Source organism: Paenibacillus sp. FSL R7-0333 (assembly GCF_038000365.1).
In the GTDB taxonomy this organism is placed as follows: domain Bacteria; phylum Bacillota; class Bacilli; order Paenibacillales; family Paenibacillaceae; genus Paenibacillus_AQ; species Paenibacillus_AQ silagei.
Genome location: NZ_JBBOBZ010000001.1, coordinates 2754623 through 2771777, shown reverse-complemented (window position 1 = coordinate 2771777; position 17155 = coordinate 2754623). Strand labels below are relative to the sequence as shown.

13 protein-coding genes are annotated in these 17155 nt (G+C 55.7%); 9 read left to right on the top strand and 4 right to left on the bottom strand.

What is annotated here, in order from left to right:
- Positions 1 to 14: 14 nt before the first annotated feature.
- Together MKY86_RS11220 and MKY86_RS11215 are read right to left on the bottom strand one after the other, a co-directional pair.
- Entirely contained in the window at positions 15 to 545 is a 531-nt protein-coding gene (locus MKY86_RS11220; RefSeq protein ID WP_340826889.1) for a GNAT family N-acetyltransferase, read from the bottom strand.
- On the bottom strand, positions 545 to 1378 hold the full coding sequence (locus tag MKY86_RS11215) for an AraC family transcriptional regulator (protein ID WP_076073962.1): 834 nt from the start codon (positions 1376 to 1378) through the stop codon (positions 545 to 547). Before MKY86_RS11215 ends, MKY86_RS11220 begins: the two co-directional genes overlap by 1 nt.
- A gap of 120 nt (positions 1379 to 1498) precedes the next feature.
- On the opposite strand from MKY86_RS11215, the gene MKY86_RS11210 reads away from it, so the two are divergent.
- Positions 1499 to 2959 (top strand): alpha-L-fucosidase, encoded by a 1461-nt coding sequence (locus MKY86_RS11210; RefSeq protein WP_340826887.1) that lies wholly within the window; start codon positions 1499 to 1501, stop codon positions 2957 to 2959.
- Positions 2960 to 2980: 21 nt separating this feature from the next.
- On the opposite strand, the gene MKY86_RS11205 is transcribed toward MKY86_RS11210, so the two are convergent.
- Entirely contained in the window at positions 2981 to 3802 is an 822-nt protein-coding gene (locus tag MKY86_RS11205; protein ID WP_076073960.1) for an AraC family transcriptional regulator, read from the bottom strand.
- A gap of 132 nt (positions 3803 to 3934) precedes the next feature.
- Here MKY86_RS11205 and MKY86_RS11200 point away from each other — a divergent pair, with 132 nt between their 5' ends.
- The 3 genes from MKY86_RS11200 to MKY86_RS11190 all read left to right on the top strand — a co-directional run bounded on the left by MKY86_RS11200 (position 3935) and on the right by MKY86_RS11190 (position 9010).
- Positions 3935 to 7048 carry a glycoside hydrolase family 2 TIM barrel-domain containing protein gene (locus MKY86_RS11200; protein WP_076073957.1) on the top strand — a complete coding sequence of 1038 codons (3114 nt, stop codon included), beginning with the start codon at positions 3935 to 3937 and terminating at the stop codon, positions 7046 to 7048.
- 268 nt (positions 7049 to 7316) lie between these two features.
- A complete protein-coding gene (locus tag MKY86_RS11195) occupies positions 7317 to 7862 on the top strand; it encodes a MerR family transcriptional regulator (RefSeq protein ID WP_076073936.1) in 546 nt (181 codons plus the stop codon).
- A gap of 173 nt (positions 7863 to 8035) precedes the next feature.
- On the top strand, positions 8036 to 9010 hold the full coding sequence (locus MKY86_RS11190) for a phosphotransferase (RefSeq protein WP_076073934.1): 975 nt from the start codon (positions 8036 to 8038) through the stop codon (positions 9008 to 9010).
- Between the two features lie 10 nt (positions 9011 to 9020).
- Here the strand turns inward: MKY86_RS11190 and MKY86_RS11185 are convergent, their stop codons facing one another.
- Positions 9021 to 9764 carry a glycoside hydrolase family 16 protein gene (locus tag MKY86_RS11185; RefSeq protein ID WP_076073931.1) on the bottom strand — a complete coding sequence of 248 codons (744 nt, stop codon included), beginning with the start codon at positions 9762 to 9764 and terminating at the stop codon, positions 9021 to 9023.
- A gap of 149 nt (positions 9765 to 9913) precedes the next feature.
- On the opposite strand from MKY86_RS11185, the gene MKY86_RS11180 reads away from it, so the two are divergent.
- The 5 genes from MKY86_RS11180 to MKY86_RS11160 all read left to right on the top strand — a co-directional run bounded on the left by MKY86_RS11180 (position 9914) and on the right by MKY86_RS11160 (position 16992).
- Entirely contained in the window at positions 9914 to 10834 is a 921-nt protein-coding gene (locus MKY86_RS11180) for an ABC transporter permease (RefSeq protein ID WP_036729794.1), read from the top strand.
- A gap of 34 nt (positions 10835 to 10868) precedes the next feature.
- Entirely contained in the window at positions 10869 to 11753 is an 885-nt protein-coding gene (locus MKY86_RS11175; protein WP_076073929.1) for a carbohydrate ABC transporter permease, read from the top strand.
- Positions 11754 to 11798: 45 nt separating this feature from the next.
- Positions 11799 to 13472, top strand: coding sequence for an extracellular solute-binding protein (locus MKY86_RS11170; RefSeq protein ID WP_083684316.1), 1674 nt, complete (start codon positions 11799 to 11801; stop codon positions 13470 to 13472).
- Between the two features lie 107 nt (positions 13473 to 13579).
- The gene (locus tag MKY86_RS11165; RefSeq protein ID WP_076073926.1) at positions 13580 to 15418 is read left to right on the top strand and encodes a sensor histidine kinase; all 1839 of its coding nucleotides are present in this window, start codon (positions 13580 to 13582) and stop codon (positions 15416 to 15418) included.
- Between the two features lie 2 nt (positions 15419 to 15420).
- The gene (locus MKY86_RS11160) at positions 15421 to 16992 is read left to right on the top strand and encodes a response regulator (RefSeq protein WP_076073924.1); all 1572 of its coding nucleotides are present in this window, start codon (positions 15421 to 15423) and stop codon (positions 16990 to 16992) included.
- Positions 16993 to 17155 lie beyond the last annotated feature (163 nt).

The window sequence follows — 17155 nt, the reverse complement described above, 5'->3', positions numbered from 1 at the left end:
ATTCTCCACTCGCGCTATAGGCGGGCAGCAATGTCCCGGGTCTCCATCAGCAGGAACTCCATTTCGCCGTCCCCGTGCTGATGTACGAAGCTATGCAGGAGCACGAAGCCTGCCTTCTTATACACGCTAACTGCCCTCAGGTTGAAGGCAGCCACCGACAATCTGAATCTCTTCGCGTCATACGTCTGCTCTGCAAACTTCATCCCCGCTTGCAGGAAGGCCAGTCCACGGCCCTGCCCGGTCAGATCCGGTCTTAGCCCCAAGCCGATATCGAGGGAAGTTCCATCCAGGTAGAGTCCGCTCTCTATCCCTTCCCCCACCTGCGCGTTCTGTCCGTAACAGAAGAACCCGATCAACGCTCCGTCCGCCGCAGCTACACTGAAATAAGAGCCGTCCAGCAGTTCCTCGATATCCTCTGCGTCATCAGCCGCATCCAGCATATTGTACAGGGCATATGGCGTCTCGTATCTCCAATTAACAATCTCCCTGGCCGCCTGCTCATCCATTAACCGGATCTGATAACCTCTGCTCTGTTCCAGAATCACTATATCATCCCTCCGCTCTTGTGTTTCCTGAATTCGGTGGGCGTAAGCCCGGCATGCTTCTTGAACTGTTTGGAGAAATAGAACAGATCGCCGAAGCCGAGCTGGTCGGCAATCGCACTGACCGAACCGGAGGTGGTGGTCAGCAGCTCTTTGGCCTTTTCAATCTTTTGCCGGGTAATGTACTGGATGGGGGGCACGCCGATCTGCTGCTTGAACAGGCGCATGAAGTAGTTCGGGTGCATGTATGCAATCTCGGCAAGATCATGAATGGTCATATTCTGCTCGATATTCTCCGCGATATAATCCAGGACAGCCGTCAGCTTCCGGGCCGCCCCGAGATTCTTATAAGACAGCTCATCCAGCTTGAGATTCATCATGTAATAAGACATCAGCTCAAGCAGCTTGCTTCTCGCCAGCAGCGGGGCGTAGACCGCGTCAGATCTGGCACTATCGGTGATCCCCTTGAACGCCGCCTCAACCGCAGCGGGATTCTCAGGAATACAGACATGACTCAGCTCAAGCACACGGAACAGGTTCATCTCCCCGACCTTGGCACTGAAATGACACCAGTATTTGAGAAAGGGACGTTCGCTGATGCAGGCATAGGATTGCCTCACACCCTCCGGCATTAGAATCAGCTCACCCGGCTTCGGATAATACTCCTTATCCCCGATCTTCAGCCAGCCTTCCCCCCCGATTATGTAATAAAACTTGCTGTAATCCGGAGTATAGTCCAGATCCCTCCAATCCGTAGAGCATTCGTTATAGTCTGCTACGATCAGGTCAACCTTGAGATTGGCCAGGTAGCTGGTAAGCAGAGTATGGGAGTCCATGGGACAGACCGCCTTAAAGGTTATTTTTGTACATAAAAAAGTAAGTGCCGTACATTCTTACCTGTCCTGCCGCCCGGTACAATGAAGGCATTACCTCATACAAAGGGAGATGACTGGCGCATGATGAACACAACTGATTATCTGCAGGTTATTGACGAGACGATTAAGAACGGCCCTTACAAGGCGAATTGGGAGTCGCTAAGCACTTATGAGGTGCCGCAGTGGTACCGCCAGGCCAAATTCGGGATCTTCATTCACTGGGGGCTGTATTCGGTTCCGGCCTTCAGCAATGAATGGTATTCACGCAATATGTACATTCAGGGCACGAAGGAATATGAGCATCATCTGGCAGTCTACGGGAACCACAAGGAGTTCGGGTACAAGGACTTCATTCCCCTGTTCACAGCGAAGCAGTTCGATCCGGGCAGGTGGGCTGCACTATTCAAGGCCTCCGGCGCCAGATATGTCATTCCCGTGGCGGAACACCATGACGGCTTCCAGATGTATAAAAGCGCTGTCTCTCATTATAACACTTATGACATGGGTCCCGGGCGGGATATTCTCGGCGAGCTGAAGGCGGCCTTCGCAGAGCAGGGGCTGGAGCTGGGCGTCTCCTCCCACCGTGCGGAGCACTGGTTCTTCATGTCCCACGGCAAGGCGTTCGACTCCGATATCCGCGAGCCGCTTGTCCGCGGCGACTTCTACTGGCCGGCTATGCCGGAACCGGATCATCATGATCCCTATGGCTCTCCCCCGTCCGGGGAGTATCTGGAGGACTGGCTGATCCGCTGCTGCGAGCTGGTCGATCAGTACCAGCCCAAAATTTTTTACTTCGACTGGTGGATTGAGAATGCGGCCTTCCGGCCCTATCTGCAAAAGTTCGCGGCCTACTACTACAATCGCGCGGCAGAGCGCGGAATGCCGGCAGCTATTAATTATAAGCATGATGCCTTCATGTTCGGCAGTGCGGTCCCCGATGTCGAGCGCGGGCAATTCGCCGAGCTGAAGCCCTTCTTCTGGCAGACAGATACGGCGGCAGCGCGTAATTCCTGGTGTTATACGGAGAATAACGATTACAAATCCGCCGCAGAAATCATCCGCGACCTGGTCGATATCGTCAGCAAGAACGGCAATCTGCTCCTGAACGTGGGGCCCAAGGCCGATGGCAGCTTCGCAGAGGAGGATCAGGCAATTCTGACGGCCATCGGCAGCTGGCTGGGAACAAACGGAGAAGCGATCTATGGTACCTCCTTCTGGCGCATATTTGGTGAAGGGCCGACACGTATTGAAGAAGGACAATTTACTGATGGACAGGCCAAAACGTTCACACCGGAAGACATCCGCTTCACCGTGAAGGGTAGCTGCCTGTATGCAACCGTCCTGGTGTACCCGGAAGATGGTATCGTGCGCATCCAGTCGCTCCGGGAGAAATCCCCCTGCTTCGAGGGAATCCTGCGGGATATTACGGTCCTCGGGTTCAGCGAGCAGCCCTCCTGGGAACGGGATACTGAGGCCTTAACGATCCGCACCACTACGGTCACAAGCGCCTTGCCGGTTGTGTTTAAGCTGGAGCTTGCGTGAGCTATCTTAGAAGCCGCTCCTCTAGTCCAAGCCGTGCAGACCTCTCCACTCTTCCGGCTGCATGCCGGTAATCCGTTTGAAGACAGCGCAGAAATAGCTGACATTCTCGAAGCCTGCCCGATGGGCGATTTCATAGATCCGCTGCCCCCGGCTGCTGAACATCAGCTGCTTGCTCCGGTTGACCCGCTGCTTGTTAATATAGGCCACCGGCCGTTCACGGACGGTCCGCTGGAACAGCCGGCACAGATACTGCGGCGAGACTGACGCCACTTCGGCCAGCTCCTTCAGCAGCAGCGGGCGGTGCAGGTGAAGCTCAATATATTGCAGGACCGGCTTCATCCGCGCAAGCTCATTGTCCTCATTCGAGGCCGGAAGCAGGCTGCGCTTCAGATCCAGCAGCAGGGCATACAGCAGCTTGGAACGCTCCATGTTGTCCTGAAGCTCATTGCCGCAGGAGAGCGTAAGCATCTCCTCAAGCGGAGCAAGAATGGATTCTGCTCTGAGGCGTCCCACCCCGGACTCCCGTATTCCGGCGTAGAGCAGCATCTGGGCTGCTTCTCTTCCGTTGAAGGAGATCCAGGCCAGCTCCCATTCGCGGGTAAGCGGCGTATAAGAGTGGGGCACATCCGGGTAGAGACAGAAGATATCACCCGCCTCGGCAATATAGGATTTCCCCTTGATATTCACTTCACCCTTGCCGCCAAGGACCTGGTGCAGCTGATAATCCGGGAAGCCCGCAGGCCGGGACATCTCCCCCTGATGCTCCCAATACCCGATGGTCATGGGATACAGGGGCAGCAGAAGCATATCTTCCATTTCGCAAAAGATCATCGTACTGTCCATAGCAGCCTCCCTCCAGATGCAATCTGGCATCACTTAGTTTCATATTCTATTATATCTAAACAAAATCATTATATATACCCAGAACATTTCCCATTCTATAATATGAATATAACAATATAAGGAGATGTTAACTTGCGCAACAAACTCTCATATCAGCAGCCTGCCAACGGATATCCCGAATGGAACAATAATCCTGAGATTTTTCAATTGAACCGTATAGATGCCCACGCCTCCATGATGTCCTTCCCGGCAGCAGCCGACGCTCTGCAAGGGGATAAAGCGTCCTCATCCCGTTACCAGACGCTCAACGGAACATGGAAATTCGCATTTGCCGAGACACCGGATGCACGGATCAAGGACTTCTATAAGGCCGGATACGACGCTGCCGGCTGGGCAGATATCGCCGTCCCTTCCCACTGGCAGTTCCAGGGATATGATTATCCCCAATACACCAATGTACGCTATCCTTGGGAGGTATCCGAGCCGGATCTGAAGCCCCCCTTCGCTCCGACGGTATACAATCCGGTAGGCTCCTATATCCGTTCTTTCAGCGTTCCGCAGGATTGGGACGGACAGCCGGTATTCCTCAGCTTCCAGGGTGTGGAATCCGCCTTCTATGTATGGGTGAACGGCGAACTTGCCGGATACTCTGAGGATACCTTCACACCGTCAGAATTCGATATCACCGCCTACCTGCTTCCCGGCGAGAACAAGCTGGCCGTTGAAGTCTACCGCTGGTGTGATGCAAGCTGGCTGGAAGATCAGGACTTCTGGCGTCTGAGCGGAATTTTCCGCGATGTCTATCTCTACACTGCGCCTCCAGTACGGGTAGCCGACTTCTTCGTCCGCACCGAGCTGGACAAGAGCTTCACCGATGCGGAGCTGCAGGTCGACCTGACACTGGAGAACTATTATAACCGGGTCATCGGGGCACACACCGTTGAAGTACAGCTCTACGACAGCAAGCAGCAGCCGGTATGGGCAGCGCCGGTGTCCGCCGGATTTGCTTTTGAACAAGAAGGAACTCAGCTGCTTAAGCTGTCCGCAGCCGTGAAGAACCCGCTGAAATGGAGCGCGGAGAAGCCTAACCTCTACACCCTGCTGATTTCGGTGAAGGACGATCAGGGACAGCTGCTGGAAGCGCTCAGCTGCAAGACGGGCTTCCGGACCTTCGAGATCCGGGACGGCCTGATGAAGATCAACGGCAAACGGATCGTATTCAAGGGCACGAACCGCCATGAATTCTCCTGCGATACCGGCCGTGCGCTCTCCAAGGAAGATATGATCACCGACATCAAGCTGATGAAGCTGCATAATATCAATGCCGTGCGTACTTCCCACTATCCGAACCAATCGGTATGGTACGAGCTGTGCGACGAATACGGTCTCTATGTAATTGACGAGACGAACCTGGAGACACATGGCTCCTGGCAATACGGGCAGAAGGAGCTGCATGAGGGGAACGTTCCCGGCAGCCGCCCGGAATGGCGCGCGAACGTCATTGACCGCTGTAACTCCATGATGCAGCGCGACAAGAACCACACGTCCGTCATTATCTGGTCGCTTGGCAACGAATCCTTCGGCGGCGATAACTTCCTGGCCATGTATGACCACTTGAAGCAAGCTGACCCGACCCGTCCGGTGCATTATGAAGGCACTTATCATTACAGACCTTCGGACGCGGCCAGCGATATTGAATCAACGATGTACATCAAGCCGGATGAAGTCGTGGAGTACGCACTCAGCAATCCGAAGAAGCCTTATATTCTATGCGAATATAGCCATGCCATGGGCAACTCCTGCGGCGGCCTGCATCTGTACACGGAGCTGTTCGACAAATATGACAGCATTCAGGGCGGATTCATCTGGGACTGGGTGGATCAGGCGATCCGTACAACCACTCCTGAAGGGGTGTCTTATCTGGCTTACGGCGGGGATTTCGGGGAAAAGCCGCATGACGGCAACTTCAGCGGCAATGGGCTGCTGTTCGCGGACCGCAGCGTGACGCCTAAGCTCTACGAGGTGAAGAAGTGCTATCAGAATATCACCATCACCGCACTGGATCTGAAGAGCGGAAGCTTCGAGGCCCGCAACAACTTCCTGTTCACGGATCTGGCGGACTATCAGCTGAGATGGACGCTGGCTCTGAACGGCGAGGCGGCCCAGGAAGGACAATTACCGCTCTCGGCAGCGCCTGGCGAAGCAGCCGGCTTCACGGTTCCGCTGGATTCAAAGCTGCTTGAATCGGACAAGGAAGCTGTGCTTACAGTGTCGTTCGTTCAGGAGGGCGCAACCGCCTGGTCTGAGGCCGCGCATGAAATTGCCTGGGAACAGTTCGTGTTAACCCCGTATATCCCGTCCCGTAACCCGGAACTTTCGGGCGGCACCCTGCAAGTGAAGGAACAGGATGGCTTCGTGAACTTCGAGGGCAGCGGATTCGCGCTTGCCTTCGAGACAGCAACCGGCGCGCTTGTCTCGCTGAAGTCCTCCGGGAAGGAGGTTCTCGTCGCACCGGCCAGACCTAACTTCTGGAGAGCTGTAACAGACAATGATCTGGGCAACAAGCATCCTGAGCGCTGTGCGATCTGGAAGGAAGCGTCCTACGAGCGTCAGCTGGCCCGGTTCAGCTGCCGTGTAGAAGGCAACCTAGGCTTCGTGACCGCCGACTATCTACTGGGTACGCAGCCGCAGTCCACCCTGCGTGTTCATTACGAGATTCGTACGGATGGTTCGGTCGAGATTGTACAGGAGCTTAACCCGGGCAGCAGCGCCCTGCCGGAGATCCCGGAATTCGGAATGGTCTTCGAGCTGGACAGCAGCCTGGACACGATCTCCTGGTATGGCCGCGGGCCGCATGAGAACTATTGGGACCGTAAGTCCGGAGCTCCGCTGGGACTCTACACAGGCAAGGTCAGTGAGCAGTTCACGAATTATCTCCGCCCTCAGGAGTGCGGCAACAAGACCGATGTCCGGTATGCTTCCGTCACCGCAGGACGCGAAGGACACGGATTATCTGTGGACGGCGCGCTGCCGCTTGAAGTCAATGCACTTCCTTGGTCTCCGGCTGAGCTTGAAGCCAGCGACCATGGCTACAAGCTGCCAGCCTCTGACAAGACCGTGCTGCGTGTCAATTACAAGCAAATGGGCGTGGGCGGCGATGACAGCTGGGGTGCGCCAACCCATGAGCAGTTCACGCTGCCTGCCAACCGTCCGTATACCTTCAAGTTCAAGCTCTCCCTGCTATAAACTGCCTTCTCCCTTAAGGCAGCTCAGCACAATGTCTGTAACTAGCTGAAGAAAGCTTTCCATAATTACCCGGAAGGGGTTATGGAAAGCTTTTTCTTTGTTATAGATTCTACCTCAGTAATGTAAGTATTTCACTGCTCTCTAGAGAGCAAGAATAGTCGTAATACCACTTTGCTTGGCGAATCAGCACTTCCTTTGTCGCCTGTGCAGGGGGCTGCCGAAGAATAACGAATTACTCATAGAAGACTACTACACTGGAGGGATTGAAATGGAAATTCTGAAAACAAAGGAAGCTGCGGAGCTGCTGTCCGTTAGCCAGACTACGATCAAACGCTGGGCGGCCATGTTCCCCGATTTCTTTCCAAAGGACCGTCTTGGACATTATACCTTCTCGGAGCAGCAAATCAGCCAGCTCAATCATATTAAAGACCGTATTAATCAGGGGGAAGCGCTGGAAGGCATAGATCCGGATCTCACGAACGACAAGCTGCCAAGGGGCCCGCTGCGTGATAATCCAAGCCTATATACAGACGGTGACCCTATGAATAAAATATGGTCCCGGATCGAGTATATTGAACATGCACTGGATCAAAAAGCGAGCGAGATCGTTTCGGTACAGCTGCTCCAGCAGCGTGCAGAGCTTGAGGATATGAGAGTAATGATTAAGGAATTATCCGCAACGCTGGAAACGATACAGAAGCCCGGCAGTCCATCCCTCTCCCCGCGTGAAGAGCTTTATCCGGTTGCCGCTGGCAGGCTGACGTCTCCACCAAGGAAGCGAGGTCTATTGCGCTCTTTTTTTTCATTCCTGTAACCCTATCTCTTTCAGCCTTACAGCCGACTTGCCCAGCTTTGAATTCTGCTCGGTCTTAGGAGAAATTGATTCCCGGCGGTGAAAATAAAGTCATATAGCAGCATTACAGAGATTACACTAGTGTGAACACTTCGCTAACCCAGCCCTATATTACCCCGGTGAGGAGATATTGTATGTCAGACACCGCCGCAAGAATCCGGGATGAAATCCTGGACTCCATGACAGAAATTTTCGGGGTGCATGTCACTGAAGCTGTGCGGATTGATCAGGGATTTCTGAATCTGAAGTGGAGGCTGGACAGTGATCACGGCCGTCTGTTCGTGAAGCAGTACAGCAAGATCCGTTACCCTGAACCCCTCACCCGCGGACTGGAGGTCTCCTTAAGCCATCAGGATCATCTTCACCTGGAAGGCCTTCCTGTTCCGAAGTTATTTTCGCACGCGGGAAATTATGTATTGAGAACGCCTTCACAGGAACGTTATGTGCTGATGAACCTGTGTGACGGTGACAGCATTGCACCAGGCTCGGCAACCCAGCAGCAGATGTATGCCCTAGGCAGGGTAGTCGGCCGGATGCACAAGGTGCTTAACGCACAGCCTGCTTCGTTGCCGCTGTACTGGGAGGTCCGCAGCCAGGCGTCTATGTTAAGGAACTGGGAGACACGCTATCATCAGGCCACCGCCCGGCAGAGCGAGGATACTCTATCGGCGCTTGAGCTTCAGCGGAGGATCATCGACCGGATGGACACCGGCATCTTCGCGGACTGCGAACGGGGCTGGGGGCACCGGGACCTGTTCGTGGATAATATACTGTTCAGCGCAGATCAGGTGGCGGCGATCCTTGACTTCGACCGGCTGCATTTCGTCTACCCGGAGTTCGATATAGCCCGGCCGATCCTCTCCTGCGCGTTATCTGAGGACGGAATCGGGCTGCACCGGGTACGGGCCTTCGTGACGGGCTACCGTGAATATACTCCCTTGCCTGCAAGTACACTCATCCGGTCAGTGAAATTAACCTGGTGGAAGGAAGCCGAATGGATTGCTGTGCCTCAGCTGGATGAATTCCCGCCGCTCGTCCGCTTCCGTCAGGAGAATCATTGGATCGCGGCCAACTGGGACCGCTTGAATGATATTTTTGCCGGGATCTGAGGGATTGTCCTTAGCTCTGATACAGCCGGATGCCCGACACCGTCATTACCGCAGGCAGCGCAGCTTCATCTACTGCGACAGGGTCATACCATCCGCCAACGGCAAGATTAAGCAGCAGATAAAAGGGCTGGTCGAACGGCATCCCCGGCTCAAGCCGCCGCTCGGCATAGCAGTGCCCGTCCACCAGCCACCTCATGGAGCCTTCCTCCCATTCCAGCGTGTACTCCCGGAATTCGTTAATCGTCCCGCGCTCCAGCTCATGGGTGTATTCTTCCACGACCTTCCGCTCAAGATCCGGCCCATAATGCAGCGTTCCTGCTATGTGCCGGGGCAGGCGGCCCTTCGCCTCCAGGATATCGATCTCACCGGAAGCGGGCCAGGGACCGTAAGCCTGATCCTGCGGAAGCAGCCAGATGGCCGGCCAGATGCCCTGGCCTACCGGCAGCCTGGCGCGTACGACCAGCCTGCCGTAGCAGTAAGCGAAATGATCCCTCGTATCAATTCGTGCCGAGGTGTTAGCGAAGCTGCGGCCCTCCTGCCGGGTCACCTCGCGGCGCGCACAGAGCTGCAGCCCCTCTGCGCCAATCGAGAGATTCTCCGGCCGCCCCGTATAGAATTGCTGCTCTCCATTCCCCCAGCCCGGGAAGATTGCATTTCCGTCATTGTCCAGCAGATCATTTCCCATGCGGATGTTCCATAGCTTCAAATCAGCAGTCCCCCCCTGGAAATCCTGCTCCCATACCAGTCTGTTCATCGTTTGGCACACTCCCTTCATGTAATCACAGCATACTGAATTTCCGCCCCCAGCGGGAGGAATCCAAAAAATTGGGATAGGGCCAATAATCATGGCCTATTTTTCCGCCAGCCTTTTTCATACGATGAAGAAGGAAGGGGGTACAGTACATGTTCCACACCCGAACGGGACAAATGAAAGCGCTTCTTAGGCAGTGGCAGCTGCAAAGCATGGTGATCCCGGGCATTCTCTGGATGTTTATCTTTTGTTACATCCCCATGCTCTGGCTGATCATAGCCTTTATGGATTTCAGTATCGCGAAGCCTATGCTGGAATCTCCGTTTGTCGGACTGAAGCATTTCCGCGATTTCCTGACAGATGACCGGTTCTGGCGCTCGATCCGCAACACCCTCGGGATGAGCAGCATCAAGCTCGTTCTCGGTTTTCCCATCCCTATTCTATTCGCCCTGCTGCTGAATGAAATCCGCAGCCTGCGGTTCAAGCGCACGGTGCAGACGATCTCCTACCTGCCGCATTTCATCGCTTGGACGATCTTCGGCGGCATCGCCCTCAACTGGCTGGGCGAAGGCGGTGTCATTAACCAGCTGATGATGGCGCTGGGGCTTCAGGACCGGGATATCCTGTTTAACAGTGAGCCGCAGTACTTCTGGTGGATCACCTTCTTCACCGATACGCTCAAGGAGACCGGCTGGAGCGCCATCATCTACATAGCGGCCATAGCGGGCATTGATCCGGGGCTGTATGAAGCTGCGGAGCTGGACGGTGCGAACCGCTGGCAGCGGATGTGGCATATCACGGTGCAAAGCATCCGCCCCACGATTGCGATTCTGTTCATTCTCGCCGTCAGCGGAATACTCGGCAGCAACTTTGAGCAGATCTTCATGCTGAAGAACAACATGAACATGAAGATGGCGGAGAGTCTGGACCTCTACATCTATAACATGGGGCTGGTCTCCGGGCGCCATTCCTTCTCCACCGCCGTCCTGTTCGCCCGCTCTATTGTAGCGCTGGGACTGCTGCTGTTAGCCAATCAGAGCTCCAAGAAGCTTACGGGGGACAGTATTTTTTGAACATACATTCACTTGGAAAGGAGACAACCGATTCATGGCAAGAAGCGGAAGATTCCGGCGGATTGGTGCTTTCGAGATCGGCAATACGCTCTTGATGCTGGCCGTCTGCTTCCTGACGCTGTACCCGATGTGGTTCGTGCTCGTCAACTCGCTGAATTCGCCGGAGCAGGCTTCACTAGGCACCGTTAACTGGTTCCCCTCCGAGCTGTCGCTGGCCAGCTACAGTGTGGCTTTTAACGATAAGACCTTGATGAACGGGTTCTACATCACTACAATGCGGACGGTTATCGGAACAGTGGTGCATGTGCTCTTCACCGCAATCATCGCTTACGGAATCAGCAAGACGAATCTCATCGGCCGCAAGCTCTATCTCAAAATCTCTCTGATCACCATGCTCTTCTCAGGCGGGCTGATCCCCTCTTTTATTCTCATGACCAAGCTCGGCCTGTATGATAGCTTCTGGGTGTTCATCATCCCGTCCATGTATACTTTCTTTAATATGGTCATCTTCATGAGCTTCTTCCGTACCATTCCTGACAGCCTGGAGGAGTCGGCCAAGGTAGACGGCGCTTCGGATTACGGCGTGCTGTTCCGGATTGTACTGCCTAACAGCATGGCGGTCATTGCTACCATTGCGCTGTTCTCCGCCGTCTATCACTGGAATGATTATTATCAGGGTGTGATCTACATCCATTCGCAGGAGCTGCTGCCGCTACAGACCATGCTGTACAAAATCATCGCCGAGAACTCCATGTCCTTCATGCAGCAGCAGGCGATGGCCCAATTCGGTGCCCGGCTGCCCGGCAACTCGATCAAATTCGCCTCCATGATGGTGGCTACGCTGCCGATCCTGATCTTCTACCCCTTCATTCAGCGTTATCTGGTCAAGGGTGTGATGATTGGCGCGATTAAAGGATAACGATATCGGACTTATCCACACCTAACCCGAAAGGATGATTATGCTGTGAAAAGCAAATCTGTACGCCCCATCCTGGCTGTCATTCTGGCCGTAATCTTCACCCTGACCATGGCCGCCTGCAGCAGCAATTCCGCCACTAAGGAGAATACGCCGACGGCTGCGCCTCAGGCCGAAGCGTCAGCGGAACTGCAGACCGAGACCAAGCTGAATGCGGAGGAGCCCGCCTGGAAGCTCGATACCAGTCCGGTGGAGCTCACCTGGTTCGTCGGCGCGAACTGGTATGCCCACACCTGGGGTGAGAGCCTCGCCTCCAAATATGTCACCGAGAAGACGGGCGTGAACGTCAAGCTGGAGGTCCCTTCCGGGGAAGCGAATGAGCAGGTTACGCTGATGATGACCTCCGGCAAGCTGCCTGACCTGATCAGCATGGGCTCCTGGGAGACCGCTGTCAAAAAGCTGTGGGAAGGCGATCATGTCTATGCGCTCAATGAACTGGCCGACAAGTATGATCCCTACTTCTTCAAGGTCGCCGGTGACGGCACACTGAAGTGGTACCGGCAGGAGAACGGCAACACCTACGGAGTGCCGAATGATTCCTACAGCCCTAACCTGATGCACGAGACCGGCATGACGGCGGCCAACCAGACCTTCCTGGTCCGCAAGGATCTGTACGAGGAGATGGGCAGGCCGGACCTCAGTACCCCGGAAGGCTTCCTCAGTGCGCTGCAGCTGCTGAAGGATAAGTACCCCGAGTATAAGGGCCAGCCGATCAGCCCCTTTTTCGCCCAGGGCAATGTGCCTTACGGGATGACGGAATATCTCCAGAATCTGCTGGCGGTTCCACATGAGAAGGATGGCAAAGTATATGACCGTATTACCGACCCTGATTACATCGCCTGGCTCAAAACCTTCCGCACCGCATACGAGCGCGGACTGATTAACGTCGATTTCCTGGTGGATTCCGATACCCAGGTAGAGGAGAAAACGAACAACGCCCGCTACTTCATGATGATCCGCGAATGGACCGGCATGTCAGCGGTCAATCCGATGCTCGCGGCGGGGGCCAACCCGGACTCCTACTACATCGCGGTTGACGGGCCGCAGAATAACAAGGGCGAGAGCGCCAAGCTGTTCCCCGGCAACATGGACGGCTGGATGGTGACCATGATCAGCAAATCCACCGAGAACCCGGAGCGGGCGATCCGCTTCCTGACCTACCTCGCCAGCGAGGAGGGCCAGCGCGACCTGTTCCTCGGCAAGGAAGGCGAAACCTGGGATTCCGTGGACGGCAAGCCGCAGCTGAAGGCCGAGTTCGCCGACATGCTGGGCAGCAATATTGAGAAGCTGGAGAAAGGATACGGCATTCTGGACACCTACTGGATGATGCGTAACCCGGTCATCGTCAACCAGTGGAGACCGGAGAAAGCCCCGGTCATCAAGCAGATGGAGGACTTCGCGAATGCGCAGGCCGATATTGACAGCGGGATCTACAAAGGCCTGGACCCGCTCGGCGATTCCGATGTTGCCGTAGCCTGGTCGCGGATCTCCCAGAACTGGGAAGAGGTGCTGCCGGAGCTGATTACGGCCAAGGATGAGGCGGCTTTTGACAAGGTGTTCGAGAGCTTCCGCTCCCGCCGCGACGGCTACGGGTTCGCGCAGGTGATGGAATACCGGCAGACCGAGCTGGATGCCCGCAAGGCCAAGATGGCGGCCGAATAGTTCCGCCCGCTTATTCAGTACCGGCTGCCCATGAGGCGGCCGGTATTCCTGCTTGGAAGGAGCAGATTTCTGCGATATGCTAGATTACAGAACGGGAGGTGTTACCGGTGAAGAAGCTGCTGACAACGATACGAAGACTATACCGTAATGCCCCGATCTCGCAGAAGCTGTTCCTGGCCTTCAGCCTGATGATTGCCGTTCCCGCTGTTGTGGTTTCCTTCCTGTTCATCCGCAACCAGGAGAGCCAGCTTTTCAAGCAGGCCATGGCCGAAGGCAGCAATCATGTGGACCGGCTGAACGAACGGCTGCGCAGCCGGCTCGAACTTCTTGAGAACGCTTCCGCGACCGCCCTGACCCAGAAAGGATTCGTGGATTTCATCCACTCCAATATGCGCGCAGACGGCCTTAGGCTTGTGAAGTTCAAGCAGAACCAGTACGAACAGATGCATAACATCATTCAGAGTCATGAGATGATCAGCAGTCTCAGCTTCTATGTGGATAACCCTGAGGTCTATGAGATCTGGCCGGAAGTCTATCATTACTCCAAGTTCTGGCCCCAGGACTATTGGATGACGCTGCGGGATGAGGGTGGCGCGGCGTTCCGACTGTCTGCCTTCAAGGATGGCGCAGATACGCTGTCTTATTACAGGCTGGTGAGGCTTCAGGGCCAGCAGCAGAAGCTGCCCACCATTATGGAGGTCCGCGCGAAGCACAACGTGCTGTTCAATGACCTGCTGGAGGACAGCGGGCGCGACTTCTTCACGGTAATCATGGACGGCGCGGATGCTTCCCGCAATGTGTATCTTTCGGGGCATGAGCTGCCGCAGAAAGCCGGAGCGAAGCTGGACGATATCCTTAGCCGGGTTCATGCACAATTGGACGTACTGGAGCAGAAAAGTCCCGTTACCGTCCAGTCCGGGGATCAGTCCTACTATGCGCTGTACCGTTACATCGCTCCCCTCAACGCCTATGTGGTAGACATCGCTTCCCGCCATGAGCTGACAAAAGGTCCGCGTGACGGATACCTGCTGGTCATCGCGATCACCTCCTCCGTCCTGCTGCTGATGCTGCTGCTGGTATCGAGGATGACCCGGCGCATCTTCCGCCGGCTGGAGAAGGTGCTGGGGTCGATGCGCAAGGTGCGCAGGGGCCAGCTGGATGCCAAGATTGATACCGGGCTTGGCGCGAACGAAACCGGTGACGAAATTGACTATGTCGCCGTCAGCTACAATAGTATGCTGGACGAAATCCAGCAGCTGATGACACAGGTAGTAGATAAGCAGCTTATCGCCAAGAATGCGCAGCTCCACTCTCTCCATTCGCAGATCAACTCCCACTTTCTGTACAATGCGCTGGAATCTATCAGAATGCGCGCAGAGGTGGAACGGCAGCCTGCCATCGCAGGCGCTCTCGTCTCGCTGGGGTCCCTGCTGCGTTACAGCATGCAATGGCACAGCGATACGGTCGCGCTCAGCGAGGAGCTGGCCAATATCCGTAGCTATATCCGGTTCATCAACTTCATGGAAGGCGGGAGCACGGAGCTGTCGGCCGATCTCCCCCCGGAGGTCCAGCGCTACCGCATCCCCAAGATGTGCATGCAGCCCATTGTCGAGAACGCCGTACACCATGCGGCCCCTTCCGGCGGCAGTATTCAGATCACCATTTCGGTACGGGTAGAGAATGACAGTCTGCTGCTGATCGAGATCCGCGATGACGGCGCCGGAGTTGCTCCCCGGATGCTGGACAGCCTGCAGTCTGTGCTGCGGGGGGACTCTGACACCCCGATTATCAGCAGCAGCAGCGGGCTGGGGCTGGACAATGTACATAAGCGCCTGCAGCTTCATTACGGCACGGATTGCGGCCTGTGGATCAGCAGCGTTCAAGGGGAATATACCTGTGTAACCCTGAGGCTGCCCTGGGAAAATGAGAATCTTGGAGGTTGGTAGGCATGATCAATATTCTGGTGGTGGATGATCAAAAGCATATCCGCGACGGACTGCAGGCGATGCTCCGCCAGTTCCCGCAGCAGCCCGGCCATATCTACAGCGCTGCTAACGGGCTTGAAGCCCTGGAGCTGCTCCGGGCGCACAGCATCCAGCTCGTCATTACCGATATCCGCATGCCGGATATGGACGGCCTTGCGCTTATGGCGCAAAGCCGGCAGGAAGGCCTGAAGGTGGATTATCTGATCATTAGCGGATACAGCGATTTCGCCTATGCCCAGAAGGCCATTGAGCTCGGGGCCAAAGGGTACCTGCTCAAGCCTGTGAAGCGTGAGGACCTGCAGGTCTCGGTGGAGCATGTCTGGCAGGAGATCGAGACGCACAGATTGCTCACCAGCAATATCGAGCGGCTCTCGCAGCGTGCCCGGGAGACGGACCGCAAGGAGCTGCGGATGTATATGCAAGGTGCGGCGGGCGATGAAGCGTGGATTGCCGCGACTGAGCAGCAGAACCCGGGGCTGTGGCGCAGCTACCGCCTCTGCCACCTGCGCGAGGAGCGCTGGATTAACCAGCCGGGGGCCAGCAGCAGTCACAGCATCGAAGCCCTGGCCTACCGTGTGTATGGCAGACAGGGCTGCATCTGTCTCCAGCACCGCCCCCACCTGGTCCTGGCCGTGGATGCAGCCATAGATCCGGGAGCCTTGCCTGCTGCGCTCAGCGAAGAGCAGATCGGGGCCGTCACGGCCATGACTGATCCGCACCAAGGATTAAGCACTCTGCCGGGCAGTTATACACAGGTGCTTGATCTGTACCGCCACAGCTTTCTTTTCCCGGATACGCGCTGCCTGCTGCCTCAGCACATCGCGCGGCTGGAGCAGCACTGGGAGCTTCCTTATGAGGAGCTGTATGCCCTCTTCCAGTTAACCGGCACAAGTAACAGCGGCAGAATCACCCAAGGGATCTCCAGCCTCTTCCATAAGGAGGTGCTTCAGCGCTATCACATCCGTTACACCCAGCAGCTATGCCGCGCCGTTGTCCGGATGATGGAGGATTATGAGCGTGTCATCCGTCCTTATCTGGGTGAAGAAGCGCTGGATCTGGAGTGTCTGCGCAATCTGTTCGACTATCCCGGCATCCGCGAATATATCCAGGCCTTACAGCAGCAGCTCCTGCGGCTCGACCAGTTCTACTATGAATACAAGTGCAGCTACCGCAGCTCGCAGGATCTGAATGAGGCCATCCGCTTCATCCACGAGAATTACCACAAGCCGCTGGATCTCGCGATGGTGTCCAATCATGTCTCGCTGAATTACGCCTACTTCTCCAACCAGTTCAAGAAGAATATCGGCAAGGGCTTCGCCGAATACCTGCGTGATGTGCGTCTGGGCAAAGCGCGGCGTCTGCTGGCCGAGACCGATCACAAGATCATTGAGATTGCCGCCATGGTCGGCTACGAGAGCTACAAAAGCTTCACCCGCGCCTTCCGCGAAGCCATGGACATGCAGCCGACCGAATACCGTCTGCTGATCCGCCGGAAGCCTGCCAGTGAAGAGGATTACCGCGATACTGTGCTGTGAAAAAAGCTGAACCCCAGTGGGACCGCGCGGGTAGCGCAAGCCCATTGTATGCTGTTTTTCGCATACATCTGGCCCACGCGCCTTCAGCGAGCCCATTGTATGCTGTTTTTCGCATACATTTCGCCCACACGCCTTCAGCGAGCCCATTGTATGCTGTTTTCCG

Bases quoted from the DNA above. Each gene is read 5' to 3' on its own strand.
- MKY86_RS11215 (WP_076073962.1), bottom strand. From the start codon at position 1,378: ATGGACTCCCATACTCTGCTTACCAGCTACCTGGCCAATCTCAAGGTT.
- MKY86_RS11195 (WP_076073936.1), top strand. From the start codon at position 7,317: ATGGAAATTCTGAAAACAAAGGAAGCTGCGGAGCTGCTGTCCGTTAGC.
- MKY86_RS11175 (WP_076073929.1), top strand. From the start codon at position 10,869: ATGGCAAGAAGCGGAAGATTCCGGCGGATTGGTGCTTTCGAGATCGGC.
- MKY86_RS11205 (WP_076073960.1), bottom strand. From the start codon at position 3,802: ATGGACAGTACGATGATCTTTTGCGAAATGGAAGATATGCTTCTGCTG.
- MKY86_RS11160 (WP_076073924.1), top strand. From the start codon at position 15,421: ATGATCAATATTCTGGTGGTGGATGATCAAAAGCATATCCGCGACGGA.
- MKY86_RS11190 (WP_076073934.1), top strand. From the start codon at position 8,036: ATGTCAGACACCGCCGCAAGAATCCGGGATGAAATCCTGGACTCCATG.
- MKY86_RS11185 (WP_076073931.1), bottom strand. From the start codon at position 9,764: ATGAACAGACTGGTATGGGAGCAGGATTTCCAGGGGGGGACTGCTGAT.
- MKY86_RS11210 (WP_340826887.1), top strand. From the start codon at position 1,499: ATGATGAACACAACTGATTATCTGCAGGTTATTGACGAGACGATTAAG.
- MKY86_RS11180 (WP_036729794.1), top strand. From the start codon at position 9,914: ATGTTCCACACCCGAACGGGACAAATGAAAGCGCTTCTTAGGCAGTGG.